Source organism: Streptomyces sp. SID8374, assembly GCF_009865135.1.
GTDB lineage: Bacteria > Actinomycetota > Actinomycetes > Streptomycetales > Streptomycetaceae > Streptomyces.
The window spans coordinates 2,677,475-2,702,741 of record NZ_WWGH01000001.1 but is presented as its reverse complement, the minus strand read 5'-3'; the positions used below and the strand labels follow the sequence as shown (position 1 = coordinate 2,702,741).

Sequence of the window (25,267 nt, the reverse complement as noted above, 5' to 3'; positions counted from 1 at the left end):
GTAGGTGATGTTCCCTTACGTCGCCCCCCGTAACGGCCTTGCGGGGGGCCTCAGCTGCCCTTGACCGTGACCTTCTCGTCGTTCTTCAGCTGTTCCACGAGCTGCTTCACCTTCGCCTTGTCCCAGACCAGGTTGCCGCCGTTGCTGCCGGAGATCGGCATGTTCATCGACGTACCGTCGCCGCCCGTGACGCCCTTCATCGCGAAGAACATCTGGCTCAGCGACCAGAGCGACATGTCCTTGTCCACGATCAGGGTGTCCAGCCCCGCGCCCATCGTCGGGTAGAGCTTGAACGGGTTGAGGACCGTGGACGGGGTCGCCGTCTGGCTCGCCAGCGCCGCGAGGAACTTCTGCTGGTTCTTCGTACGGTCCAGGTCGCTGCCCGCGAACGCGTACCGGGTACGGACGAAGGCCAGGGACTGCTCGCCGTTCAGCGTCTGCTTCCCGGCCTGGAAGTCGGCGCCGGACTTCTTGTCCTTGAACGCCTTCGGGATGTCCAGCTCGACCCCGCCGATCGCGTCCACGATCTGCGCGAAGCCGGCGAACCCGATCTCGACGTAGTGGTCGATGCGCAGGCCGGTGTTGAACTCGACCGTGCGCACCAGCAGTTCGGGGCCGTCCTCGGCGTACGCGGCGTTCAGCTTCACCTGGCGGCCGGTGCCCTGGAACGTCTTGCCGGACTCGGACCCCTTGAAGGAGGGGATCTCGACCTGGGAGTCGCGCGGCAGCGAGATCAGCGTCGGGCCGTTCGAGCCCCGGTGCAGGATCATCATCGAGTCGGTGCGCTTGCCCTCGGCGGAACCGGTGCGCAGCCGCTTCTTCTCCTCGGCCGACATGCCCTCACGGCTGTCGGAGCCGACGATCAGGTAGTTCGTGCCCTCGCCCTCGCCGGGCCTCTCGATGACCTTGGCGAGGTCGACCTCGCGCTTCAGCTTCGAGTCGGCCCAGAAGTACGTGGAGACGGAGACGACGAGGAACACGACGACCAGGGTCAGCGCGCCGAGCTTGATCCGGCGGCGCCAGTCCGGGGCCGGGCGGCCCTGGACGTAACCCGCGTCACCACCGCCACGGCCGCCTCCGCGACCGCCGCCGCCCGCGCCGCCGCCGTAGACCTGGCCGGTGTTGTAGCCGCTGTCGTAACCGGGCTCGGGGCTGTTGCCGTAACCGGGCTGTCCGCCCTGGTAGCGGTCGTCGTACCCCTGGCTCTGCGGGGGCACCGTCGGCCTCTGCGGCGGGGCCGGGCGGCGCTGGATGTGGGGCATCGCCCGGGCGCTCTCGGGCTGGGGGCTGGCACTGCCCCGCCCGTAGCGCTCGCTGCGGTCGCCGGTCCGTCGATCGGGCCAATCGTTCATCCGAACAGTGTGCCGTCCCGACCCACAGCTATTACAGGGTGTAAGGGAAATCGCACCAGGGCTGTTGCGAAGCTGATGCATTGCGCGCGATCCGGGCCCGCGCACAAGGGGGACTGCCCGCGCATAAGGTGGACTGTATGACAGATCAGGCCACCTGCTCGGAGCGCTCGGAAGAAGAGATTCCGGGCAAGCCCACCGCCGCGTCCCGCACCACCCTCAGCCACATCATGACCGGCAGCGACACCAACCTCCTGGGTACGGTGCACGGTGGCGTGATCATGAAACTGGTCGACGACGCGGCGGGCGCCGTGGCCGGACGGCACTCCGGCGGGCCCGCGGTGACCGCGTCGATGGACGAGATGGTGTTCCTGGAGCCGGTCAGGGTGGGTGACCTCGTTCACGTACGCGCCCAGGTGAACTGGACCGGCCGCTCCTCGATGGAGGTCGGGGTCCGTGTGATGGCCGAGCGCTGGAACGAGTCCACCCCCGCCCAGCAGGTCGGCAGCGCCTACCTCGTCTTCGCCGCCGTCGACGGGGACGGCAAGCCGCGCCGCGTACCGCCGGTGATCCCCGAGACCGAGCGCGACAAGCGGCGCTACCAGGAGGCGCAGATCCGGCGCACGCACCGGCTCGCGCGCCGCCGGGCGATCAAGGAGCTGCGGGAGAAGCGCGTCGCCGACGGCATCGACGACTGAGACCCCGAGCGGCCGCCACGGGCCCGGACCGAGGCTCCCGAGCGGCCGTTACGGCCCCGGGTGAGATCCCCGAGCAGCCGCTACGGGCCCGGACTGAGATCCCCGAGCAGCTGTTACGGGCCCGGCGAGCCTCGCAGGCCCTACGGGCACACCACCTCGTCGCCCGTCACCGTCGCGAACTCGCCCGTCTGCTTGGTCTCCGCCCGCACCGGCCGCACCTTCGTGAAGTCCGCGCCGGCCGTCACCTCCATCGTGGCGCCCTGCCCCTTCACCGCCTTCAGCTCGCTCCCGGGCAACGCGGTGGCCAGCGACTTCGCCGACCGGTCCCAGCGCGGGTCGTACGTCACGAGCGTCCGCGCCAGGTTCCGCAGGGCGCCGTTGAGCGGGGCGTTCGTCGTGTTGAAGCCGGTCGCGCGCAGGCCCGCGTCCACGTCCTTGCCGAGGCCGTCCTTCGGGGTGCCGTTGTAGACCTGCACCCGGATCTCCTCCGGCGCCACGTCCACCAGGGCCGCCTGGGCCTTCTTCGGCGCGCCCGCCGCGGGCTTCGCCTTCACCGGGGCGAGCGGCCGGTCCTCGCGCAGCGCCTGGAACAGCTTCTTCGACTTCGCCGCGTCCCACTGGACCGTGGAGCCGATGCCCTTGACCGGGAAGCTGGGATTCCCGATGGGCACGGAGGCGAACTCCGACGACGCCGGGCTGAAGTCCTTCATCGCCTTGCCGAGGGCCAGCATCTCCTCCGTACCGAACCCCTCGTCGGCCCGGACCGAGCCCAGCACCGAAGCGGACACCTGCTGGAACCGCACCGGGTTCAGCAGCACCCCGTTGCTCGTCGCCTCCTTGATCAGCGCCGCCATGAACTTCTGCTGGCGCTGCATCCGGCCCAGGTCGGAGCCCACGTCGACATGGCGGGAGCGTACGTACTGAAGCGCCTTGCCCCCGTCCAGCCGATGGGTGCCGGCGGGCAGGTCCAGTCCGGTGTACGAGTCCTTCATCGGCCGGGCCGTGCAGATCTGCACCCCGCCCACCGCGTCGACCGTCTTCATGAAGCTGGTGAAGTCGACCTCCAGATAGTGGTCGACCTTGACCCCGGTCATGTGCTCCACGGTCCGCACGGTCAGCGTCGGCCCGCCCTCCGCGTAGGCGGCGTTCAGCTTCACCGGGTGGCTGTTGTGCTTCTTGCCGGTCGTACGGTCGGTGTGCGCGGGGATCTCGGCGTAACTGTCCCGGGGCAGGCTCACGACGCTCGCCCGCTGCTTGTCGGCCGAGAGGTGGACCAGCATGATCGTGTCGGTGCAGTGGCAGGGGGCGCCGCCCAGCTTGTACTTCTGCTTCTCGGCCTTGGTGATGGTGTCCCGGCCGTCGGTGCCCACCAGCAGCAGATTGGTGCCGTGCCCGGACTGGGGGCGGTTCTTCATGTCCTTGAACGGGTCGACCCGGCCGATCCCGCCCTCCAGGTTGCTCACCACGGCGTGACCGATGCCACCCGCGCCCAGCACCAGCACCGAGAGCCCGGTGGCCACCCGCATGCCCCAGCGCGGCCGCTCGTCCTGCTTACGGGAGCGGACCGGCCGTCCACCCTGCGGAGGGCGGCGGCGCGGGGGAGTGGTGCGGGGGCCGGGCGGGCGCTGCGGTGGACGGGGGGCGGGCACGAGGGGGGACACCTCCGCGGTGCAAGGGGACCATCGCACGGTAGGCCCATACGATCTCCGCCCCGGCCCACCACCCGGCGGCGCGCGCACCGGTGTCCCCCATTCGCGGTAACGTGGCGGCCGAATAACGCCGCCTCCCGGGGTGCGGAACCCCTGGCGCCCCCGAGGACCCCCTGAGGACCACATGTCTGCCGCGCAGTACCCCGCCGTCTCCGTGATCATGCCGGTGCTCAACGAGGAACGCCATCTCAGGAACTCGGTCCGGCACATCCTGGAGCAGGAGTACGCCGGTGAGATGGAGGTCGTGATCGCGCTCGGCCCCTCCACCGACCGCACGGACGAGATCGCCGCCGAGCTGGTCGCCGAGGACCCCCGGGTCCACACGGTCCCCAACCCCACCGGCCGCACCCCCGCCGCCCTCAACGCGGCGATCAAGGCCTCCCGCCACCCCGTCGTCGTACGCGTCGACGGCCACGGCATGCTCTCGCCGAACTACATCGCGACCGCCGTCCGCCTCCTGGAGGAGACCGGCGCGCAGAACGTCGGCGGCATCATGCACGCCGAGGGCGAGAACGCCTGGGAGGACGCCGTCGCCGCCGCGATGACCTCGAAGATCGGCGTCGGCAACGCGGCCTTCCACACCGGCGGCCAGGCGGGCCCCGCCGAGACGGTCTACCTGGGCGTCTTCCGGCGCGAGGCGCTGGAGCAGGCCGAGGGCTACAACGTCGAGTTCATCCGCGCCCAGGACTGGGAGCTGAACTTCCGCATCCGCGAGGCCGGCGGGCTGATCTGGTTCTCGCCCGAGCTGAAGGTCCAGTACCGCCCGCGCCCCACGGTGAAGGCGCTCGCCAAGCAGTACAAGGACTACGGCCGCTGGCGCCACGTGGTGGCCCGCTACCACTCCGGCTCCATCAACCTGCGCTACCTCGCCCCGCCGACCGCCGTCGTCGCCATCGCTGCGGGTCTCGTGGTCGGCGCGGCCGTCACCCCGTGGGCGCTCGTCGTCCCCGGCGGGTACCTGGCCGCGATCGTCGCCGGGTCGCTGCCCGCCGGCAAGGGGCTCTCGCTGAAGGCCCGCGCGCAGATCCCGGTGGCGCTGGCGACCATGCACATGTGCTGGGGCTTCGGCTTCCTCACCAGCCCGCGCTCCCTGGCCAAGCGGGTCATCGCGAGCCGCCGCCCGTCCCTGGCGGGCAGCAGCAACAGCAGCAGCGAGACGGTCTGAGGCCGGGCCCAGCCGTCGAGAAGGGCCGCACCGGTGACCGGTGGGGCCCTTCTCGTACGTCCGTCCGCCCTACGGCGTCACGTCACCAGCTGTACTTCGGGTCGACCTCCATGCAGCCCTTCTCCTCGCCGTTCTGGGCCCCCGCCGTCTCCGGGATCTTCTCCGTGCCCTTGGAGACCGGGTAGGCCCCGTCCTCGCGCCAGTCGGCGCCCACGGCGAGCGAGATGCCCGAGACGTCGGTCGACCGCTTCACCTGCGAGAGCGGGATGCCGAGTGCCTTGGCGACCGCCTGGGCGTCGCCCTCCAGATCCGCGCTCGGATACAGGATCGAGGTCCGTGCCGACCCGGCCACGTTGTCGGGGTCGACGGCGGCCCGCGCGAAGCCCGACTCCTTCAGCAACTTCTCCACGTCACCCGCGCGCCCCGAGACCGGTCCGAGGGAGTCGGTGGCGGTCCCGTTCCGTACGGCCACGGCGATCTCGCCGACCGGCGCCGACGGGTCCTTCGGCTCCTCCTTCTTCCGCTTGGACGCTTTGCCGTCCAGCGGCATGTCCTCGCGGACCATCCGGAACAGCTGCTCCGCGTCGCCCGCCTTGGGGTAGACCCGGCCGACGTTCGCACCGGTGCCGTACACGTTCGGCATGGTCGACATCGTGATGCGCTTCGTCGGGACCTTCTTCAGCTCCTCGGCCAGGTCGTAGAGCTTCTTGACCGTGTCGAGTCCCTTGTCGACCGTCAGCGCGGTGGTCGCGGCCTCGGCCAGGTTCATCAGCTTCGCCGGGTCGGTGAGCTTGGTGCCCTTGCGCAGCTGACGCACCATCGAGTTCATGTACTGGTGCTGGGCCTTGGCCCGTGCCAGGTCGCTGCCGTCCTCGAAGCCGTACCGGGTGCGCAGCCACTGGAGGGCCTGCTCGCCCTTGACGGAGTGGGTGCCCTTCTCCAGCTTCAGCCCGGAGCCGCCGCGGCCGTTGGCGCCGCGTGAGTGGATGTTGGCGGTCACACAGACCGGGACGCCGCCGATCGCGTCGGCCATCGAGACCACACCGGCGAAGTCGATCATCATGAAGTGGTCGATCCGGATGCCGGTCAGCTCGTACCAGGCGGCCACCGTGCACCCCGGACCACCGCGGCTCAGGCTCTGGTTGGTCTGCACGTCCCCCGTGCTGGCCGGGAAGACCTTGCCGTCCGGGGCCGTGCACTTGGGCATCTTGAGCATGGTGTCGCGCGGCATGCTGACCACGGAGAGGTTGGAGCGGTCCGCCGAGAGGTGGAGCAGCATCTGCACATCGGCCAGCGGGGGAGCGCCGAAGGTCTCCTTGGCACCGCCCAGCTTCTGGTTCGCCTCGGAGTCCCGGGCGTCGGAGCCGATGAGCAGGATGTTGAGCGGGGTCTGCCCGGCGGCGTTGGCCTTGTGGTCGGCCATCCGCTTGTCGCCGAGGGTCAGATCCTCTTTCCTGATGTTGCCGTTGAGGTGCTCGTAGTAGAGGTAGCCGGCCCCACCGGCGCCGAGTATCAGCAGGGCGAGTACGGCGGAGACCCAGCGCAGGACGCGCCGTTTGCCGCTCTTCGGGGCGCGGCGGCTGTTCCGCCCGCCCCCGCTGTTCCCGCTCCGGGCGCCGGAGCGCCGCCCCGGCCCGGCGGCGGACGCCTTCGCGGCCGGTTCGCCGTCGCCGCTCTCGCGGTGCGCGTCGCCCCCGTCCTCGTACCCGCTCTCGTCCCCACCGGGCCGATCCGCGTGGCGGACACGTGACCGCGTCCCCTCCCCGGGCGTACTGCTCCATCCCACCGGACCCCCCATGCTGTTCAGATTTCCGCTGCGGCGCGGTGACCCGGTGTCACTTGGCGCAGACCGTCTTGTCGGCGCTTGCCTTCTCCACGTCGTCCGGCATCTTCGCCGGTCCCGTGATGGGTATGCCCGCGCCCTTGAAGTCCGCCCCCAGCGTCAGCACCATCGCCTCCAGCCCCTCGGCGTCGGCGGTGCCCGGCTTCATGGCCGTGGCGGGCAGGCCCATCATCTCGGCGAGCGCGCGGGCCTGGTCGGCCTGATTGGGCGCGTACTCCAGCGTCGTCTTCTTGGTCTTCTCGGGCGCGTTGGCCTTGTTCGTGGACTTCAGCACGCCCTGCTGGTTCTGCAACCAGGTCACGGTCGCGCCCGCCGCGCCGGAGATCTCACCGCCGTTGAGGACGTCGACGCGTACGTCGGCGGGGGCGGCCTTCGGACCCTTGAGCAGGGCCGCCTGCTTGCCCTTGGCCGCCTTCTGCTTCTGCTTCACCTCGGTCAGCGAGGTGTCCGAGCGCAGCATCGCGAAGAGCTGCTCACCCTTGACCGGGTCCACCACGACGGTGATGGGCGTCGGCTCGGCCGGGTTGTCGATGACCGGCATCGTGAGGAAGGTGACGTTCTTCGTGTCGACCTTGCCGATCTCCTGGGCCAGCGTCATCAGCTTCTTCGCGTCGCCGATGCCCGTGTCGACCGTCAGCGCGTTGGTGGCCGCGTCGGCCAGCGTGTACAGCTTCTTCGGGTTGGTCAGGGTGTCGCTGGACTTCATCTCGCGGATCATCGAGGCGAGGAACTGCTGCTGCACCTTGATCCGGTCGAGGTCGCTCTCGTTGCCGAAGCTGTGGCGGGTGCGCAGCAGGGCCAGGGCCATCTCGCCCTCCACCTTCGATTTGCCCTGCTTCAGCTTCAGATGGGACTTCGGGTCGTCGACCGGCTTGGCCATGCAGACCTCGACGCCGCCGACCGCGGTGGTCAGCTCCTTCACCGCGTTGAAGTCGACCATCATGAAGTGGTCGGGCTTGACGCCGGTGATGTTCTCGACCGTCTTCATGGTGCAGCCGGGGTTGCGGCCGTTCTGGCCGAGGCTGGTGTTGAAGCGCTCGTTCGGGGTGCCGGGGATGGTCGTGGTGGTGCCGTCCGGCTTCTTCGTCTCGCACTCGGGGATCTCGGTCATCAGGTCGCGCGGGATGCTCATCGCCGTCGCGTTGGTCCGGTCCTCGGAGACGTGGAACAGGATGGTGGTGTCGGCGTGGCCCTCGCTGCCCTTGTCGCCGTACCCCTCGTTGCCCTTGCCGGTGCGCTTGTCCGTACCGATGATCAGGATGTTCATCGGGCCTTCGCTGACGACGTTCTTGCTGCCCTGGTCGCCGATGTCGATGGAGTCGATGTTCCCGTTGAGCTTCTCGTACAGGATGTAGGCGCCCAGCGAGGCGGAGACGACGAGGAACGCCGTCACCCCGCCCGTCCACATGAGCGCCTTCTTCCGGCGCGCTTTCGGAGCCTTGCGCTTACGGCGTCCGGCCGCGGCCTCCGCGCCGCGCCCGCCGCTCTGGGAGGACCGGCGGCTGCGCTGGCCGGGCACCTCGGGGGAGTTGGCCCCCCGCCGGCCGGAACCCTCACGGCCGTCCCGGCCCCCGCGGCCCCCACGGCCGTCACGCGGAGCATCGGTCCTCGTGTCCTCGCGGCGGCCGGAACCCTCGGCAGTGGCTGTACGCGCGGCGACCGGCGACTCCCCTGCGGATTGATCCAGTCGCAGTTCGTAATTGCCGGTGTGCGGGTTGAGTACCCACTGGTCTGCGGGGTCGATATCGTCCGCCCGCCCACGGCTTTGCGCATCCACGGTTGTTTGAGTCCTCCGTCGGTGCCACGCGAGGCGCCCTCCCCCGGCAAGGCGCTCGTTCCTTCGCTCCAGCAGCACACGACCTGATGGCCGGAAGCACCGGATCGCGTCACACTATCCGCCCGGTTCGTAAAGGAGCGACGTGCGTGACCCACACCACGCTCCTTACAACCGGGCATTCTTCCCATTGAGCGTCGATTGTCTTCTATGTCTTGGCAATTGCTTTACTGCTCACACAGGTCGTCCGCAGCGCTCGAACCCGAATAGGTCGGTGTCGGCGTCGGACTTTCGGAGCCGGCGTCGTCCGGCTTCCCGTCCTCCTCCTGGTCCTTCTTCTCCTTCTCGGCGTCCTTGAGCTCGTCCGCCGGGACCACGGCCACGGGCTTGTCCTCGCGCAGCTGCTTGAAAAGCTTCCCCGCGTCCGGTTCGACGAGTTCGTCCCGGTTCGGGTTGTTCCGGTACGGCTGCCGGGGCACGGTCAGGAACTGCACCTGGTCGGTCGGCACGTCCCGCATGCTCCGCACCAGGTCGTACAGGTCCCGCAGCGAGTCGAGGCCCGGGTCGGTCGTCAGCGACTTCGTCGCCGCGTCCAGGACCGGGTAGAGCCGCGTCGGGTTGAGCAGGACGCCGTTGCTCTGCATCTTGTTCACCAGGGCGCCGAGGAACTTCTGCTGGCGCTCCATCCGTTCGGTGTCGCTGCCGTCGCCGAGGGTCTTGCGCGCCCGTACGTAGCCGAGCGCCTCCTCGCCGTTGAGCGTCTGCCGTCCGGCCGGCAGCTCCAGATGCGCGTCCTTGTCGTCGATCGGCTCCTTGAGGCAGATCTCGACCCCGTCCACGGCGTCGACCATGTCCTTGAACCCGTTGAAGTCGACGACCATGTGGTGGTCGACCCGGATGCCGGTCAGCCGCTCCACGGTACGGATCGTGCAGGCGGTGCCGCCGAGCTCGAAGGCCGAGTTGAACTGGGTGAACTGCTCCCGGCTCTCCTTGTCGTCCCCGGTGCGGCAGCTGGGGACCTCCACCATCAGGTCGCGCGGCAGGGAGACCGCGGTCGCGCTCTTCCGGTCGGCCGCGAGGTGCAGCAGGATCGTGGTGTCAGAGCGCTGGCTGCCGCCGTCGTCACGGCCGTACTTGCTGTTGTCGCCGGCCCGGCTGTCCGACCCGATGAGCAGGATGTTCTGGGCATCCATGACGACCGGGGTGGGCCGCTCCTTCTCGTACACCTTCAGCTCGGCGGCGGCGCCGGTGTCGGTGGTGATGTTGCCGTCGAGTTTCTTGTACAGCCACCAGCCCGCCCCGGCGGAGACCAGCACGAGGAACGAGGCGCCGAGGGCGGCCCAGCGCAACCAGGGCCGCTTAAGGCGGGAGGCGCTGCCGTCCTTGGGCTGATCGGCCCAGGTCTGGACGCCGGGGGCTTCGCTTGGGGCGGGGTCGGCGTCAGGGGTACGGGGGCCGGGGCCGGCGTCGGCGTCAGTACCGGCCTCGGCCTCAGCGCTGGCCTTGGCGTCGGCGTGGGCACCGGTCTCAGCTTTGGCCTCAGCGCCGGCACCGGCGTCGGCTTCGGCACCGGCCTTGGTCTCAGCGTCGGCTTCGTCGCCGGCCCCGGCGTCCGGAGTCTCGTCCTGAGGCGTCTCGTTCTGAGGTGTCTCGTTCGCGGGCCCGGGCCCGGCTTTCGAGTCTCCGGCCCCCGGCTCTTCCTGCGACCTGCCCTGCGGCGTCTCCCCGGCCGGGTCGTCCGGGTCGGCCGGCGTGCCAGCATTGTCGGTCACGTCTGCGTCCATCCTTCACGTTCGGCGGCGCGATGGGCCGCCGGTCGCAGGAGTAGACGGCTGAACCTCACGCTTGGTTGTGCACTACCGGAGAGTGGTCTGTACCGCCGATCATCTACCCCCGTCGTCGATCGTTACCGGGGGCTCGGCCCGCCGTGGGCCGGACGAGTGCACCTCAGGGCGCTTGTCATACCGCCGTGTTGGTGACCCGCTCGCTCTCGACCCGCTTCGCCAGCCCCTCCGCGCCGAGCTCCCCGAGGTGGCGGCAGAGGACCACGGACCCCCCGGAGGCCAGTGGCGCGAAAAGACCGGTGCTCAGCCCCTCCCAGGTGTCGTACGTGTGACCGGTCAGCAGCCGGGACCCCGGTACGAGCCCGAGCGCCTCGGCGTCCTCGCGGGCCTTGGCGACGAGCTGGGTCCCGCTCAGCTCCACCCCGCCCACGGTCAGCGCGGGGGCGTCCGGGTCCACCGGGGCGAAGGGCGCGAAGCGGTCGCCCTGGCTCGGCACCTCCACCGCGTAGTCGGCGAAGCCCTCGGGCGCCTGCGGGAAGCGGCCCCCCAGCGGACGCAGCGCCAGCGCGACCCGCTCACCCCGGCAGGCCCGGGCCCGCTCCAGGGTGTCCGGCCCGCTCACCACGAGGTCGGCGGCGGCCGGGTCGCCCTGGACATCGGCGACGACCCCGACCGAGGAGCAGGCGAGCAGCCAGACCGCGGACTGCCAGTGGGCGGGGAGGAGCAGGGCGAGCCGGTCACCGGGCTCGGCGGCGAGGTCGCTCTGGAGCAGGTTGGCGGTCTTGGCCACCCAATTGGCGAAGGTGGCCACCGACAGTTCGACGCGTTCTCCGGTGGCGTCGTCGTAGAAGGTGACCAGGGGGCGGGCCGGGTCCGCGGCGAGGGCGGATCGCAGCAGGTCGGCGGCGGTGCGGTCGCTGGAGTTCATCCGCGCAAGAGTACGCGGGGGCGCTGTGCGGGGCGGGCTGAACGGGTGTCACGTACACCGGTTCGGCAGACACGTCATCAGATGTGGCTCTCAGCCCGGGTGGCCGGACTTGTCTGGTTATGGCCAGGATCGTGCGTATGCGTGCACTACTTGTCACCTCAGTCGGCGTCACCTGTGCAGCGGCCCTCACTCTGCCGCTCGCCACCCCCGCGGCCTCCGCCCCCGCTCCCCACTCGGCCTCGGCCCTGCCTCCCTCCACGTCCCCGGCGTCACCGGGTGCGGGACCGCCTTCGGCCCGGACCGAAGCGACGACGAGGGAAGCCCCCACCCCCGACACCACCGCCCCGCGTACGAACACGTCCACCGAAGCCGAAGCCGAAACCGCATCCACCGCATCCGCAGCCGAACCCGCCGGTTCCACGCAGTCGCTCCCCCTGGCCCCCCTCGCCACCCCCTCGAACCGGGTCGCGGGAGCACCGGTGGTCCAGGGCCTGCCCCAGCGCGACGCCCGCCCGTTCTCCCTGGTGGGCGTGGTCTGGGACGACGCCGAGGCCGAGCTGCACGGCACGGTCCAGGTCCGGACCCGGGCCACCGGCACCACGCGCTGGTCCGACTGGCAGGACGTCGAGACGCACAACGCCGAGCACGGGGCCGACCTCGGAAGCGCCGAGCGCGAGGGGCGTACGGTGCGGGGCGCGACGGCTCCCCTCTGGGTCGGCGACTCGGACGGCGTAGAGGTACGCGTACGTCCGGAAGCCCAGACGTCCCACGAAGCCCCGAAGTCCCAGGAAGCCCCGGACTCGCAGGACCGGGCCGCCGCCACCTCCGTACCCCTGCCCAAAGGCATGCGCCTGGAGCTCGTCGACCCGGGAGAGGACCCCGCAGAGAGCCCCGCAGTGAGCCCCGGCGAGGACGACCCGGCGCCGGAGCCCGCGCGGGGCGCTCCCGCCAACCGGGCGGCCGTCCCCGCAGTCTTCGCGGACACCCCGCCGACCGCCGCCGTCCTGCCGGAGGTCCTCACGGCCGAGGTCGCTGCCGCCTCGGCGGTCAACGCGGAGGTCGCGGAGATCGGCGCCACCGTCATCCCCGCGCTCACCCAGGCGGAGACGCTGGAGTCGGTGAACCTGGCGCCCGGGGCGAAGCCGTACATCGGACCGCGCCCCAAGATCGTCACCCGCAAGGGCTGGGGCGCCGACGAGAAGCTCCGGGAGAGGAACTTCGCGTACACGAAGTCCGTCAAGGCGGCATTCGTGCACCACAGCGCGACCGGCAACAACTACACCTGCAAGCAGGCCCCTTCGGTGCTGCGCAGCATCTACCGCTACCACGTCAAGAGCAGCGGCTGGCGCGACTTCGGCTACAACTTCGCCGTCGACAAGTGCGGAAACATCTACGAGGGCCGGGCCGGCGGCGTCACCAAGGCGGTCCTCGGAGCGCACACCCTGGGCTTCAACACCAACACCATGGGCATCGCCGTACTCGGCTCCTACGCCTCCACCAACCCGCCGGCCGCCGCGGTGACCGCCGTCTCCAAGCTCACGGCCTGGAAGCTCGGCCTGTTCGGCGGAAACCCGAAGGGCAAGGTGACGCTCGTCTCCGGCGGCAGCAACAAGTACAAGGCGGGCGTGAAGGTCAGCATGAACGTGATCTCGGGCCATCGGGACGGGTTCGCAACCGAATGCCCCGGAGCGCGTCTATACAAGAAGCTCGGCACGGCCCGGACCAGCTCCGCCAAACTGCAGGGCCGCTGACCGGGGCATCTCCGACCGGTCTGCTTAGACTGGCCAGCCATATCCAGGCCAGGCCCCAGCAGGAAAGCAGAGACGGTGCTGTGACAGAGGCAAAAGAAGCGATTCTCCTGGTCGGTGGCAAAGGCACCCGACTGCGCCCGCTCACGGTGCACACCCCGAAGCCGATGGTCCCGGCGGCGGGGGTCCCCTTCCTGACCCACCAGCTGGCGCGGGCCAGGGCGGCCGGGGTGGAGCACATCGTGCTCGCCACGTCCTACCTGGCCGAGGTCTTCGAGCCGTACTTCGGCGACGGCTCCTCGCTCGGTCTGCACATCGAGTACGTCACCGAGCAGGAGCCGCTCGGCACCGGCGGCGCGATACGCAACGTCGCGGCCAAGCTGTCCTCGGGCCCGGACGAGCCCGTCCTGATCTTCAACGGCGACATCCTCACCGGACTCGACATCCGGGCCCTGGTCGCCACGCACAACGACTCCGGGGCGGACGTCTCGCTCCATCTGACCCGGGTGGAGGACCCGCGCGCCTTCGGTCTCGTACCGACGGACGCGACGGGCCGGGTCACGGCCTTCCTGGAGAAGCCGCAGACGCCCGAGGAGATCGTCACCGACCAGATCAACGCCGGGGCGTACATCTTCCGGCGCTCGGTCATCGACACCATCCCCGAGGGCCGCCCGGTCTCCGTGGAGCGCGAGACCTTCCCCGGCCTGCTCTCCTCCGGCGCCCACCTCCAGGGCATGGTCGACTCCACCTACTGGCTGGACCTCGGCACCCCGCAGGCCTTCGTACGCGGCTCCGCCGACCTGGTCCTGGGCCGCGCCCCGTCCCCGGCCGTCCCGGGCCGCTGCGGCGACCGCCTGGTCCTGGAGATGGCCACGGTGGCCGCCGACGCCAAGCTCACCGGCGGTACGGTGATCGGTGCCGACGCGGTGATCGGCGCGGGCGCGAGGATCGACGGCTCCACGGTGCTGGACGGCGGGGTGGTCGAAGCGGGCGCGGTCGTCACGGACTCGCTCATCGGGGCGGGCGCGAGGATCGGCAGCCGTACGGTGCTGAGCGGCGCGGTGATCGGGGACGGCGCCCACGTGGGCGCGGACAACGAACTGCGCGACGGGGTCAGGATCTGGTGCGGGGCGGTCCTTCCGGACGCCTCGATCCGCTTCTCCTCGGACCAGTAGGACGCGGCTCGCCCCGTACCCTCAAGAGGACCTTTCCAGCACCACAGACACCCGAGGCCCCAGCCGTGGCAGGACGATTCGCCCCGCGCGCCCCGCGCACCGCACGCCCGGCCCTGCCGCACCAGGCAGCTCCGGCGGCGCGGAGTACGGGCTCTGCCCCGGCGGACCCGCCCGCAGGCCCTCCCCTGACCCGGGAGTGGACCCCGCCGGGCCCGCTGGACCTGCGGCTGGTGCTGAGCCCGCTGCGCAGGGGGCCGGCCGACCCCACGTTCCGGATGACGGCGGACGGCAGGTTCTGGCGGGCCACCCGGACACCGGAGGGCCCCGGCACCCTGCGGGTGGTGGCGCGCGGCGACCGGATCGGGGCCGAGGCCTGGGGCCCGGGCGCGGAGTGGCTGCTCGCCGGCCTCCCCGCGCTCTTGGGCGCCGACGACGACCCGGACGCGTTCACCCCGCACCACCGCTTGCTGGCCGCGGCACGGCACCGGCGCCCCGGCCTGCGGCTGCTCCGCACGGGCCTGGTGATGGAGTCGCTGATCCCGTCGATCCTGGAACAGAAGGTCACCACGGACGAGGCGTACCGCGCCTGGCGCCTCCTGGTCCGCCGCTACGGCACTCCCGCCCCCGGCCCCACCGCCGAACTGGGCCTCCACGTCATGCCGGACGCGCGCACCTGGGCGATGATCCCGTCCTGGGAGTGGCACAAGGCGGGCGTCGACACCAAGCGCTCGTCGACGATCATGCGTGCGGTCCGGGTGGCCCGCAGGCTGGAGGAGGCGTCGACGATGCCCCTGGCCGAGGCCACGGCCCGCCTGGAACTGATCCCCGGCATCGGCCCCTGGACCTCCGCCGAAACCCTCCAGCGCTCCAACGGCGCCGCCGACGCGGTGACGGTGGGCGACTACCACCTCCCCGGCATCGTGGGCCACGCCCTGGCGGACAACCGCCACGCGGACGACGAGGAGATGCTGACCCTCCTCACCCCGTACAAGGGCCAACGCCACCGGGCAACGCGCCTGATTTTGCTGTCGGGCCGCATCCCGGAACGAAGGGGCCCGAGGATGACCCCGGGGAACATCGCGGCGCTGTAGCCAGCTTCAGCCCTTCCGGGGCTCGCCATCTCAGCCCCTCCGGCGTTTGAGGAGCGGGGTCCGGGGCGGAGCCCCGAAACCCCAGCCGGTCCGGGCGACCCTCCCAGCCCGTCCGGCGCTTGAGGACAAAGCGGGGTCCGGGGCGGAGCCCCGGTTTCGGGAAGGGGCGGGTAGGGGACAAGCCCCGCGCAGCGGCCCCACCGCACCCCGCACCCCGCACCCCACCGCACCCCGCACCCCTCCGCACCCGCCCCCACCTCACCGCACGGTGAGAAAGTCCTCCGGGTCCCGAACCCCCCGCTCCCGAGCCACCCCCACCGCATGCCCAACAGCCACCGCCCCCAACGGATCCCACGACGCCGGCAGCGACAGCACCTCCCGCACCACCGACCGGCAGAACATCGTCGAGGACACCCACGCCGACCCCAACCGCTCACCGGCCAACGCCACCAGGAAGTTCTGCACCCCCGCCCCCGCCGCGACCACGAACATCTCGCGCTCCGCCGTGTCCCGCCGCTCGTCCCCGTACGTATGGGACCCGTCCATCACCAGGCACGGCACCGCCAGATACGGCGCGTTGCGCAGCACATCCCCGCGCCGCACCCGCTTCGCGATCGACTCCTCGCTCTTCCCGTCGCGCCGCAGATCCGCGATCCAGGCGTCCCGCATCGCGTCCAGCAGCCGCGTCCGCGACTCGGCGGACTCCAGCAGCACGAACCGCCAGGGCGTCGTGTGATGAGGCGCGGGCGCGGTCACCGCCGCCGCCACCGCCCGCCGCACGGCCCCCGGGTCCACCGGCTCGTCGCTGAACTCGCGCACCGTACGCCGCAGGGTCACCGCTTCCCGTACGGCCTCCGACGTCCCGAGCCGGAACATGTCATCGGCGGCACCGCGCACCATCGCACGCGCCCCGGGCTCGTCCTCCCCGCCGGAGACCACATGCGGCAACCCCCGCACCACAGCCACCGGCAGCCCCGCCGCCTTGCCCTTGACCAGGTCCCCGGCAGCCGCCAGCTCGTCCGCCGTCGCCACCACCGTGGCGCTGAGCGGATTGCCGTACGCGTCCGTCCCGCCCCGCAGGTCGTCCAGCACCCGCACCCCCGCCGCCCCGATGGCGACATCGGTCAGCCCGTTCCGCCAGGGCCGCCCGAAGGTGTCCGTGACGACGACGCCGACCTCGACGCCCAGGGTGTCCCGCAGCCCGTCCCGGATGGCCCGGGCGGAGGCGTCGGGGTCCTCGGGCAGCAGGAGCACGGTCCCGGCCGGGGTGTTGGAGGCGTCGACCCCGGCGGCGGCCATGACCAGACCCTGCCGGTTCTCCACGATCCGCAGGGCACCGCGCCGCGCCACGACCCGTACGGTCTCGGCGTCGATGGCGGCTTCGCGGTCGGCGGCCTGGACGATCCGGCCCTCGGCCTTGGAGACGATCTTCGAGGTGACGAGCAGGACGTCACCGTCGACCAGCCCGGGCTCGGCCCCGGCGATCAGCTTGGCGAGATCGTCACCGGCGCGCACCTCGGGAATCCCGCCCAGGGCCCACACCCGAAAGGAAGGCGCGCCACCGGCAACCACGGCCTGACCACCGCCAGACACGGCCTCACCACCGGCAGCCACAGCCTCACCACCGCCAGCCAGAACCCCACCACCACCAGCCACAGCCCCACCACCGCCAGCCCCACCGGCAGAGGCACTCACACCCCCACCTCCCCCGCCAGCTCCAGCGCCCGCCGGGCCATCTCCGCCGTCGCGTCCACGTCCGTCATCATCAGCGGGACCGCCCGGCACCGGATCCCCGCCGCCTCGACCTCGTCGACCGCGCCCGCGTCCACCGTGTCGACCAGCCACCCGTCCAGCAGCCCCGACCCGTAGTGCTGGGCCACAGCGGCCGCCGTCGACTCGACGTCCACGGCCGCGAGCACCTTGTCCGCCATCCCCCGCACCGGGGCGTCCCCGACGATGGGGGAGAGGCCGACGACCGGCACCCCGGCCTCGGCGATCGCCTCCCGGATCCCGGGCACGGCGAGGATGGTGCCGATGGAGACCACCGGGTTCGACGGCGGGAAGAGGATGACGTCGGCGGCGGCGATGGCCTCCAGCACACCCGGTGCCGGCTTCGCCTGCTCCGCGCCGACCGGCACGATGGCCTGCGCCTCGACGGAGGCGCGCAGCTTCACCCAGTACTCCTGGAAGTGGATGGCCTTGCTCTCGCCGTCCATCTCGACGGCGACATGCGTCTCGACCCGGTCGTCCGACATGGGCAGCAGCCGCACCCCCGGCTGCCAGCGGGCGCACAGAGCCTCGGTGACGGCGCTGAGCGGATAGCCCGCGCCGAGCATCTGCGTACGGACGATGTGGGTCGCGAAGTCGCGGTCGCCGAGACCGAACCACCCGGGCCCCACCCCGTACGCCGCGAGCTCCTCCTTGACCTGGAAGGTCTCGTCGGTCCGCCCCCAGCCCTGCTCCTCGTTGATGCCACCGCCGAGGGTGTACATCACGGTGTCGAGGTCGGGGCAGACCTTCAGCCCGAACAGATGGATGTCATCACCCGTGTTGCCGATGACCGTGATGTCCGCGTCGGGCGCGGCCTGCTTGAGGCCACGCAGAAAACGAGCACCACCGATACCGCCGGCCAGAACAACAATGCGCATGCACAGCAGTTTGTCAGGCGGGTACGACATCCACGGCCGTCGGGGCGCATTGCGCGGCGTGCATCGGCATCTCGGTCAGACCCGGGTAGTAGATGTGCAGGCTCACGGCCGGTTCGAGCGAGTCGTTGACCACTTCGTGGACGTACCCGGGGGCGAAGGCGCGCTGCGCACCGGCGCCGATCGCCTGGCTCCCGCGCTCGGTGTGCTCGGTCAACTCGCCTTCGAGGACGGTCAGTACACCGGCGGAGCGGCCGTGGTCGTGGCGCCCGCTGCCCTGTCCGGGCACCCAGCTGAGCAGCCACACCTCGTAGCCGGGGCCGGTCTGGAGGCGGTGGTACCAGCGGGTGGTGGTGTCGTACCGGACGAGTCCGGCCCAGCGCGATCGGTCGGCCGCGATGGAGCGGGCGAGGCCGACGAACTCGGAGACGGTGGAGGGGTGCTCGCGGGCGGGTCGCAGGAGGTGCTGGACCTCAAGGATGTCGCCGGCGATCTGAAGGTCGCTGTCGCTGTTCATGGGGTGCGGTGGATCCTCGGCATGGGGGGTGCACGTGCGGGGGAGTCGCGTGGAGCGTCGGCGGCCGCGGGAAACAGAGCCACGGGGAAGCCGGAAAAGCGGGGGAGAGGCTGGATCAGAGCTGGAGCACTACGGCGTCAACAGCTGTGACAGCTGGAACAGCAACAGCGGGCCTGGACAGCGCTGCGGAACCCACGGACGCGGGTGGGGTGCATCGCTGCGATCGCTGACATGAGATCAAGGAGACCGGCTGAATCTCTCCCTGTCAACCCGATGCCCGATTTGGGGGCAATGTTTCACCCCTTCCGGTTGCCGTGTCAGGAGAAAGGTTTGTTCACGGCTGAGGGTGGAGACATGGCGCATCACCCGCACCGCTAAACGTGGCTGAGGGCCCGTGACCTGACTGTGATCTTGGTCGCTACAGTGATCGAATCGCAACGTAAGCGCACCCCTGATCGTCTTGACCGGGGGAAGGTGTGGTGGAGTGGCGCCGGTGGCATATGTCAGGTTTTTGGTGATTTGAACACTTTCCGCATACGCTTGGTTCCGCAGAGTGAATCCCTGGGCCAATAGCAGATCCTCGCTTGACTGGCTTGGAGATACACACTTGTAATTTCACTCGTGTCGTTCGGCCGCAATCAGTAACGGCCGCATCACGGGACGCAAGAGACAGACGAGGGGCGCACATGACCGAGCTGTTCCAGCAACTGCTGGTCGAGGACGCGGACGAGGAACTCGGCTGGCAGGAGCGCGCACTGTGCGCCCAGACCGATCCCGAGTCCTTCTTTCCCGAAAAGGGCGGATCCACCCGCGAGGCCAAGAAGGTCTGTCTCGCCTGTGAGGTGCGGTCGGAGTGCCTCGAGTACGCGCTGGCCAACGATGAACGCTTCGGCATCTGGGGCGGACTTTCCGAACGTGAACGACGGCGCCTGAAGAAGGCAGCCATCTAGGAGCCTCAAGAGGCGGTCATCCGGACACCTCAAGAAGGCAGCGCCCCAGGCACCCCACCGTTCCTGGCGCTCCGCCCGGCCCCGGCCCCCGGCAGCCCTTTCCCGAGCAGGGCTCCCCAGGACCACGCCCCGACGGCCCGTCGCCCACCACTCCCTCCCCGGGGAGCGGGCGACGGGCCGTCGGCATGTACGCGACCCCCGCGCACCAGGGCCTTCCACCCGCTCCGGGCCACCCCCCGGTATCCGTACCGTTAGTGTGGGGCCCCGTCCGAGATGCGCCAACGCCCCGCCGGGGCGCGCGTGTACACCGATGCAGCCCCCGGGGATACGCCCCCGGACCCGGCCGGAGGGCCCGTACCTCGATGTCCGTGCACAGCCACTCGGCGGCGCCGAACGCGGCCGCCGCCGCCCCAGAGTTCCCCCGGCACGTCGTCACCGCCGTGCTCGTCTCCCACGACGGCGCGCGCTGGCTGCCCGACGTGCTGGCCGGGCTGCTCGGGCAGGAACGCCCCGTACAGAACGTCGTCGCCGCCGACACCGGCAGCGCCGACGACTCCGCCCGGCTGGTCACCGAGGCGCTCGGCGGCGACCGTGTCCTGCACCTCGCCCGCCGTACGAGCTTCGGCACCGCCGTCGACGAGGCGGCCCGCACCGCCGGGCCGCTGACCCCCGACGACCTGCCCTACCTCAAGCGCCCCGGCGGCTGGGACCCGGTCACCCGGGCCTGGGTCGACGAGAACTACGACCTGCCGGAGCTGCCGCACGGCGAACCGGTCCAGTGGCTCTGGCTGCTCCACGACGACTGCGCACCCGAGCCCGACGCGCTCGCCGCGATGCTGCGCGTCGTCGACACCGACCGGCACGCCGCCATCGTCGGGCCCAAGCTGCGCGGCTGGTACGACCGCAAGCAGCTCCTCGAAGTCGGCGTCTCCATCGCCAACAGCGGCCGCCGCTGGACCGGCCTGGACCGCCGCGAGCAGGACCAGGGCCAGCACGACCAGGTCCGTACCGTCCTCTCCGTCTCCTCCGCCGGCATGCTCATCCGCCGCGACGTCTACGAGGAGCTCGGCGGCTTCGACCGCAGCCTCCCGCTGATGCGCGACGACGTCGACCTGTGCTGGCGCGCCCACCTCGCCGGCCACCGGGTCCTCGTCGCCCCGGACGCCGCCCTGCGCCACGCCGAGGCCTCCGCCCGCGAGCGCCGCCCCATCGACTGCGCCGGCCGCTCGGTCGCCGGCCCGCACCGCGTCGACAAGGCGGGCGCGGTCTACACGATGCTCGTCAACGCGCGCGCCAAGGCCCTGCCCTGGGTCCTGCTCCGGCTCGTCGTCGGCACCCTCCTGCGCACCCTCGCCTACCTCGTCGGCAAGGTCCCGGGACAGGCACTCGACGAGGTCACCGGCCTCCTGGGCACTCTGCTGCGGCCCGGCCGCATCCTCGCCGCCCGCCGCGACCGCGGAAAGGGCGTGGTCGACGCGGCCGAACTGCGCGCGCTCTTCCCGCCGCCCGGCGCCACCGTCCGCGCCACCGTCGAACAGGTCGCCGGCAACTTCGGCAGCAAGGGCGAGGCCGAGTCCAGCGGTTCGCGGCACGGGGCCGTCGAGTCCGGGCCCGGCGGCGACGACGCCGACTTCCTCGAAGTCGACCAGTTCGCGCGGCTCAAGCGGATCGGCCGCAAACCCGGCCCGGTCCTCTTCGCGCTGCTGCTCGTGGTCTCCCTCATCGCCTGCCGCAACCTGCTCACCGGCGGCTCCCTCGCGGGCGGCGCCCTGCTGCCCGCCCCGGCGGAGGCCGGCGAGCTCTGGGACCGGTACGCGGACGCCTGGCACACGATCTCCACCGGCTCCACCGAGACCGCCCCGCCCTACCTCGCGCTGCTGGCCGCCCTGTCGGCCCTCTTCCTCGGCTCCACCGGCTTCGCCGTCGCCGTGCTGCTGGTCTGCTCGGTCCCGCTGGCCGGGCTCACCGCGTACTTCGCCTCCCGCCCGCTGCTCCCCTCGCGGCTCCTGCGGGCCTGGGCGAGCGTCGCGTACGCCTTCCTGCCCGCCGCGACCGGCGCCCTGGCCACCGGCCGCCTCGGCACCGCCGTCCTGCTCGTCCTGCTCCCGCTGATCGCCCGCGCCGCCGTCGCCGCCCACGGGCTCCGCAACGGCACCGACCCGGACGCCCCGCGCGGCAGCTGGCGCGCGACCTGGGCGCTCGCCCTGCTCCTCACCGTCACCACCGCCTTCACCCCGATCGTGTGGCCGCTCGCCGTGGTGCTCGGCCTCGGCGTGCTGGCGCTGCGCCGCCACGACATCGCGGCGTACGGGCTCCGCTTCCTCGCCGCCGTCGGCTCCCCGATGCTGGCGCTGGCGCCCTGGTCGCTGACGCTCCTCACCGACCCGTCCGCGTTCCTGCGGGAAGCGGGCCTGGACATCGGTACGGGGACGGCTTCGGCGTACGACCTGCTCGGGATCAGCCCCGGCGGCCCCAAGGCGGCAGGCAGCTTCCTGCTCCTCGGCGTCGTGCTGGCGGCGCTCGCCGCCCTGCTGCGCGAGGACCGGCAGTTCGCCGTCCGGGCCGCCTGGGCCACCGCGCTGACCGGCCTGCTCTTCGCGGCCCTCGCCAACGGCTCCACCTGGGCCGGACCCGCCACCCTCGTCTACGGCGCCGCCCTGATCGCCGCCGCACTCGTCGGCGCCGACGGCGCGCGGGTCCGGGTCGCCGAGCAGAGCTTCGGCTGGCGCCAGCCCGTCGCCGCCCTGATCGCCCTGGCCGCCGGGCTCGCCCCGGCCCTGGCCGCCGTCGGCTGGATGATCGGCGGCGCCGACGGCCCCCTGGAGCGCCGCGACCCCGTCCAGGTGCCCGCGTTCGTGGCCGAGGAGAGTTCCACCCAGGACCAGGCGCGCACCCTCGTCCTCGGCGGCACCTCGCCCGAGGCCGTCTCGTACAGCCTCGTCCGGGGCTCCGGCGCCCGGCTCGGCGACGGCGAACTGACCGAGGCGGCGGGCTCCAACAGCCACCTCGACAAGGTCGTCGCCAACCTGGTCGCGGGCTCCGGCGCCGACCAGGGCGGCCAGCTCGGCAACTTCGCCATCCGTTACGTCCTCGTACGCGACGGAGCCCCGCGCCAGATGAGCCGCGTCCTCGACACGACCCCCGGCCTCAGCCGCCTCAGCCAGCTGGACGGCAGCGCCCTGTGGCGGGTGGACCGCCAGGTCGCCCGCGTGATGGTGGTCCCGGCCGGCGGTGACGGCGAACGCCTTCCGGTCGCCTCGGGGCCCGTCGAGGCCCACTCCCAGATCCCGGCGGGCGACGAGGGCCGCATCCTGCGGATCGCCGACGAGGCCGCATCCGGCTGGCAGGCCACGGTCGACGGCCAGGCGCTGACCCGGGTGACCGTCGACGGCTGGGCCCAGGGCTTCGAACTGCCCGCGGGCGGCGGCCGCCTCGACCTCACCTACGACGCCCCCTTCACCCACACCGTCTGGCTCTGGGCGCAGGGCGCGATCGCCGTGGTCCTGGTGGTCATGGCCCTGCCGGGCCGCCGCCGCGAGATCGACGACGACCTGCCCGACGAGGCGCTCGCGGTCGCCGCCACCGACGTGGACGGCGACGGCCGCAGGGCCCGCAGGCTCCGCGCGGCGGCCGAGGCGGAGGCGGCAGCGGCCGAGGCCGCCGAGGACGGCCACCCGGCCGACGGAACGGGCGAGATCCCGCCCCTGCCGCAGTCGGCACCTCCGTCCGCATCTCCGCACGTACCGGCACAGGCGGAAGCGGCCGGTCCGGCTCCGGGGGAGTACGTCCCCGACCAGCAGGACACCACCGGCGGTTACGCGGTGCTCCCGCAGCAGAGTTACGGGGAGTGGGACGGCCAGCAGTACCAGGGCGCCGACCAGCAGGCGCCGACCACCTACCAGCAGGGCGACTACGCCGCGTACCAGCAGGACCCGTACACGCAGCAGGACCCCGGCTACCCCTCCGGCTACCCGGACCAGGGCGGCTACGGCGCCCAGGACCCGTACGGACAGCAGCAGCAGTACGGCGGCGAGCAGGGCGACGGCGGCCAGTACGGCGGCCCCGGCCAGTACGCGCAGTACGACCAGTACGGGCAGTACACGGGCGAGCAGCCCCCGTACGCCGATCCCGCCCAGCACCCCGCCGAGAGCGGCGAGCACCCCGACACCCCGGGCCAGGCCCCCTGGCAGACCCGTAACGCATCGCGAGGCGAGTCCGAGTGAAGTCCACCCACCTGTCCCTCATCGCGGGCGCCGTCGCCCTGGCCGCCATCACCGGCTTCGCCTCGCTCAACGCACCCGAGGGCACGGCCGCCGAGGAGACCGCGACCGCCTCCCGGCTGCCGGTCGAACGCTCCAGCCTGGTCTGCCCGGCGCCCAGCACCTCCGACCTCGCGGAGACGACGTACACCTCGTTCACCCCGCCCGGAACCGGGGCCGGAAAGGGCGAGGACGCGAAAGGCACCGCCGAGCTGAAGCCGGCCCTGCCGGTCCTCGACGACGACGAGGTCGAGACCGACCCCAAGAAGGCGAAGAAGGCCGAGGAGGCAGCGAAGAAAGCACGGGAGAAGGCCGACAAGCCGGTCCTCGCCGTCAAGGAGCCCGGAAAGCCGGTCCTCGCCGAGGCGGACGGCTCCGACGCCCCGGCCCTCGTCGGCACGGCCACCGGCACCCTCGCCCCCGGCTGGGCCGCCCAGCAGACCACCACGGTCACCGTGGGTGGCTCCCGGGGCCTCCTCGGGGTCAGCTGCACCGCCCCGGACACCGACTTCTGGTTCCCCGGCGCCAGCACCGCGCGCTCCCGCCAGGACTACCTCCACCTCACCAACCCCGACGACAGCGCGGCCGTGGCCGACATCGAGTTGTTCGGTGCCAAGGGCGCGGTCACCTCCGAGGTCGGCGACGGCATCACCGTGCCCGCCCGCTCCAGCGTCGCGCTCCTGCTCTCCACCCTCACCGACGAGTCCGCCAACGACCTGACGGCCCACGTCACCACCCGCTCCGGCCGGGTCGGCGCGGTCCTCCTGACCGCCGACGACGGCTCGGGCACCGACTGGCTGACGGCGGCTGCGGACCCCTCCAGCAGCCTGGTGATGCCCGGCATCCCGGCCGACGCCACGTCCGTACAGCTGGTGGCGTACGCGCCCGGCGAGAACGACGCGGACGTGAAGGTCCAGCTGATGGGGAAGAACACGACGTTCGCCCCGGCCGGGAACGACACCCTCCACATCAAGTCCGGGATGACCGCCACGATCGACCTGAAGGACATCACCCGCGGCGAGCCGGGCTCCCTGCGCCTCACCCCCGTGGAGAAGAACCGGGCGACCCCGATCGTGGCCGCCCTGCGCGTGGTCCGGGGCACCGGCGCCAAGCAGGAGTACGCCTACATCCCGGCCACCGGCCCGGTGGGCGCCCGGGCGAGCGTCACCGACAACCGGGCCAAGGGCTCCACGCTCTCCCTGGCCGCGCCGGGCGCCACGGCGAAGGTGAAGGTGACCACGTCGGCGGGGAGCGGAGGCGGCGAGGCGGCCGTGGAGACGTACACGGTCAAGGCCGGTACGACGATGGCCGTCACCCCGAAGCCCCCGGCCGGCCTCAAGGGCGCGTACGCGCTGACCGTCGAGACGGTGTCCGGCGGCCCGGTGCACGCGTCACGGGCGCTGGTCCTCCCGCAGGACGGCGTCCAGATGTTCACGGTGCAGACGCTGCCGGACGACGGCGGCACGGTCGTGGTGCCGTCGTCACGGCAGGACCTGTCGGTACTGGACGACTGAGGGGTACGGGCAGGGGTACGGGCCCGACGGGCACCGGAACGAACAGGCGGTACGGGGTCCGAACGACAGGTGGCACGGGTCCGACGCGAACGGCACGGGCACAGCCGCGGGTACGGGG

The 25,267-nt window shown here is 71.7% G+C and carries 17 protein-coding genes; 8 read left to right on the top strand and 9 right to left on the bottom strand.

Features of this window, described 5'->3' with window-relative positions; all coding sequences use genetic code 11:
* Positions 1-50 precede the first annotated feature (50 nt).
* Positions 51-1,352 (bottom strand): LCP family protein, encoded by a 1,302-nt coding sequence (locus tag GTY67_RS11870; protein WP_161278627.1) that lies wholly within the window; start codon positions 1,350-1,352, stop codon positions 51-53.
* A 137-nt stretch (positions 1,353-1,489) separates the two neighbouring features.
* On the opposite strand from GTY67_RS11870, the gene GTY67_RS11865 reads away from it, so the two are divergent.
* Positions 1,490-2,047, top strand: coding sequence for an acyl-CoA thioesterase (locus GTY67_RS11865; RefSeq protein ID WP_093692655.1), 558 nt, complete (start codon positions 1,490-1,492; stop codon positions 2,045-2,047).
* Between the two features lie 140 nt (positions 2,048-2,187).
* Here the strand turns inward: GTY67_RS11865 and GTY67_RS11860 are convergent, their stop codons facing one another.
* Entirely contained in the window at positions 2,188-3,573 is a 1,386-nt protein-coding gene (locus GTY67_RS11860; protein WP_161280045.1) for an LCP family protein, read from the bottom strand.
* Positions 3,574-3,880: 307 nt separating this feature from the next.
* Between GTY67_RS11860 and GTY67_RS11855 the strand changes: the two genes are divergently transcribed.
* A complete protein-coding gene (locus tag GTY67_RS11855) occupies positions 3,881-4,921 on the top strand; it encodes a glycosyltransferase family 2 protein (protein WP_161278626.1) in 1,041 nt (346 codons plus the stop codon).
* Positions 4,922-5,003: 82 nt separating this feature from the next.
* Here GTY67_RS11855 and GTY67_RS11850 read toward each other — a convergent pair whose 3' ends face one another.
* From GTY67_RS11850 to GTY67_RS11835, 4 genes are all read right to left on the bottom strand, one after another.
* A complete protein-coding gene (locus GTY67_RS11850; RefSeq protein WP_202461411.1) occupies positions 5,004-6,719 on the bottom strand; it encodes an LCP family protein in 1,716 nt (571 codons plus the stop codon).
* Positions 6,720-6,756: 37 nt separating this feature from the next.
* Positions 6,757-8,283: an LCP family protein gene (locus GTY67_RS11845; protein ID WP_161278624.1), complete on the bottom strand. Its 1,527-nt coding sequence runs from the start codon at positions 8,281-8,283 to the stop codon at positions 6,757-6,759.
* A 482-nt stretch (positions 8,284-8,765) separates the two neighbouring features.
* On the bottom strand, positions 8,766-10,322 hold the full coding sequence (locus GTY67_RS11840) for an LCP family protein (protein WP_161278623.1): 1,557 nt from the start codon (positions 10,320-10,322) through the stop codon (positions 8,766-8,768).
* A 175-nt stretch (positions 10,323-10,497) separates the two neighbouring features.
* The gene (locus GTY67_RS11835) at positions 10,498-11,250 is read right to left on the bottom strand and encodes a TIGR03089 family protein (RefSeq protein ID WP_161278622.1); all 753 of its coding nucleotides are present in this window, start codon (positions 11,248-11,250) and stop codon (positions 10,498-10,500) included.
* Between the two features lie 137 nt (positions 11,251-11,387).
* On the opposite strand from GTY67_RS11835, the gene GTY67_RS11830 reads away from it, so the two are divergent.
* The 3 genes from GTY67_RS11830 (at position 11,388) to GTY67_RS11820 (ending at position 15,264) form a co-directional block, all read left to right on the top strand.
* On the top strand, positions 11,388-13,001 hold the full coding sequence (locus tag GTY67_RS11830; protein WP_202461410.1) for an N-acetylmuramoyl-L-alanine amidase: 1,614 nt from the start codon (positions 11,388-11,390) through the stop codon (positions 12,999-13,001).
* 80 nt (positions 13,002-13,081) lie between these two features.
* Positions 13,082-14,173, top strand: coding sequence for an NDP-sugar synthase (locus GTY67_RS11825; protein WP_161278620.1), 1,092 nt, complete (start codon positions 13,082-13,084; stop codon positions 14,171-14,173).
* Between the two features lie 65 nt (positions 14,174-14,238).
* The gene (locus tag GTY67_RS11820) at positions 14,239-15,264 is read left to right on the top strand and encodes a DNA-3-methyladenine glycosylase 2 family protein (protein ID WP_161278619.1); all 1,026 of its coding nucleotides are present in this window, start codon (positions 14,239-14,241) and stop codon (positions 15,262-15,264) included.
* Between the two features lie 258 nt (positions 15,265-15,522).
* Here GTY67_RS11820 and GTY67_RS11815 read toward each other — a convergent pair whose 3' ends face one another.
* The 3 genes from GTY67_RS11815 to GTY67_RS11805 form a co-directional block, all read right to left on the bottom strand.
* Positions 15,523-16,836 carry a coenzyme F420-0:L-glutamate ligase gene (locus GTY67_RS11815; RefSeq protein ID WP_343238747.1) on the bottom strand — a complete coding sequence of 438 codons (1,314 nt, stop codon included), beginning with the start codon at positions 16,834-16,836 and terminating at the stop codon, positions 15,523-15,525.
* Between the two features lie 119 nt (positions 16,837-16,955).
* Positions 16,956-17,912 (bottom strand): 2-phospho-L-lactate transferase, encoded by a 957-nt coding sequence (cofD, locus tag GTY67_RS11810; RefSeq protein ID WP_161278618.1) that lies wholly within the window; start codon positions 17,910-17,912, stop codon positions 16,956-16,958.
* Between the two features lie 13 nt (positions 17,913-17,925).
* Positions 17,926-18,426 (bottom strand): cysteine dioxygenase family protein, encoded by a 501-nt coding sequence (locus tag GTY67_RS11805; RefSeq protein WP_093692644.1) that lies wholly within the window; start codon positions 18,424-18,426, stop codon positions 17,926-17,928.
* A 686-nt stretch (positions 18,427-19,112) separates the two neighbouring features.
* Here GTY67_RS11805 and GTY67_RS11795 point away from each other — a divergent pair.
* The 3 genes from GTY67_RS11795 to GTY67_RS11785 all read left to right on the top strand — a co-directional run bounded on the left by GTY67_RS11795 (position 19,113) and on the right by GTY67_RS11785 (position 25,149).
* Positions 19,113-19,376, top strand: coding sequence for a WhiB family transcriptional regulator (locus tag GTY67_RS11795; RefSeq protein ID WP_014046372.1), 264 nt, complete (start codon positions 19,113-19,115; stop codon positions 19,374-19,376).
* Between the two features lie 362 nt (positions 19,377-19,738).
* Positions 19,739-23,599, top strand: a complete 3,861-nt coding sequence (locus GTY67_RS11790) for a glycosyltransferase family 2 protein (RefSeq protein ID WP_161278617.1) — start codon at positions 19,739-19,741, stop codon at positions 23,597-23,599.
* Positions 23,596-25,149 (top strand): DUF5719 family protein, encoded by a 1,554-nt coding sequence (locus tag GTY67_RS11785; protein ID WP_161278616.1) that lies wholly within the window; start codon positions 23,596-23,598, stop codon positions 25,147-25,149. The genes GTY67_RS11790 and GTY67_RS11785 overlap by 4 nt, the downstream gene beginning before the upstream one ends.
* Positions 25,150-25,267: the final 118 nt, after the last annotated feature.

What these genes read in the sequence shown, in the direction of transcription:
- GTY67_RS11870 (WP_161278627.1), bottom strand. Translation starts at nt 1,352, where the DNA reads ATGAACGATTGGCCCGATCGACGGACCGGCGACCGCAGCGAGCGCTAC.
- GTY67_RS11865 (WP_093692655.1), top strand. Translation starts at nt 1,490, where the DNA reads ATGACAGATCAGGCCACCTGCTCGGAGCGCTCGGAAGAAGAGATTCCG.
- GTY67_RS11860 (WP_161280045.1), bottom strand. Translation starts at nt 3,573, where the DNA reads ATGCGGGTGGCCACCGGGCTCTCGGTGCTGGTGCTGGGCGCGGGTGGC.
- GTY67_RS11855 (WP_161278626.1), top strand. Translation starts at nt 3,881, where the DNA reads ATGTCTGCCGCGCAGTACCCCGCCGTCTCCGTGATCATGCCGGTGCTC.
- GTY67_RS11850 (WP_202461411.1), bottom strand. Translation starts at nt 6,719, where the DNA reads ATGGGGGGTCCGGTGGGATGGAGCAGTACGCCCGGGGAGGGGACGCGG.
- GTY67_RS11840 (WP_161278623.1), bottom strand. Translation starts at nt 10,322, where the DNA reads ATGGACGCAGACGTGACCGACAATGCTGGCACGCCGGCCGACCCGGAC.
- GTY67_RS11835 (WP_161278622.1), bottom strand. Translation starts at nt 11,250, where the DNA reads ATGAACTCCAGCGACCGCACCGCCGCCGACCTGCTGCGATCCGCCCTC.
- GTY67_RS11830 (WP_202461410.1), top strand. Translation starts at nt 11,388, where the DNA reads ATGCGTGCACTACTTGTCACCTCAGTCGGCGTCACCTGTGCAGCGGCC.
- cofD (WP_161278618.1), bottom strand. Translation starts at nt 17,912, where the DNA reads ATGCGCATTGTTGTTCTGGCCGGCGGTATCGGTGGTGCTCGTTTTCTG.
- GTY67_RS11805 (WP_093692644.1), bottom strand. Translation starts at nt 18,426, where the DNA reads ATGAACAGCGACAGCGACCTTCAGATCGCCGGCGACATCCTTGAGGTC.
- GTY67_RS11795 (WP_014046372.1), top strand. Translation starts at nt 19,113, where the DNA reads ATGACCGAGCTGTTCCAGCAACTGCTGGTCGAGGACGCGGACGAGGAA.
- GTY67_RS11790 (WP_161278617.1), top strand. Translation starts at nt 19,739, where the DNA reads ATGTCCGTGCACAGCCACTCGGCGGCGCCGAACGCGGCCGCCGCCGCC.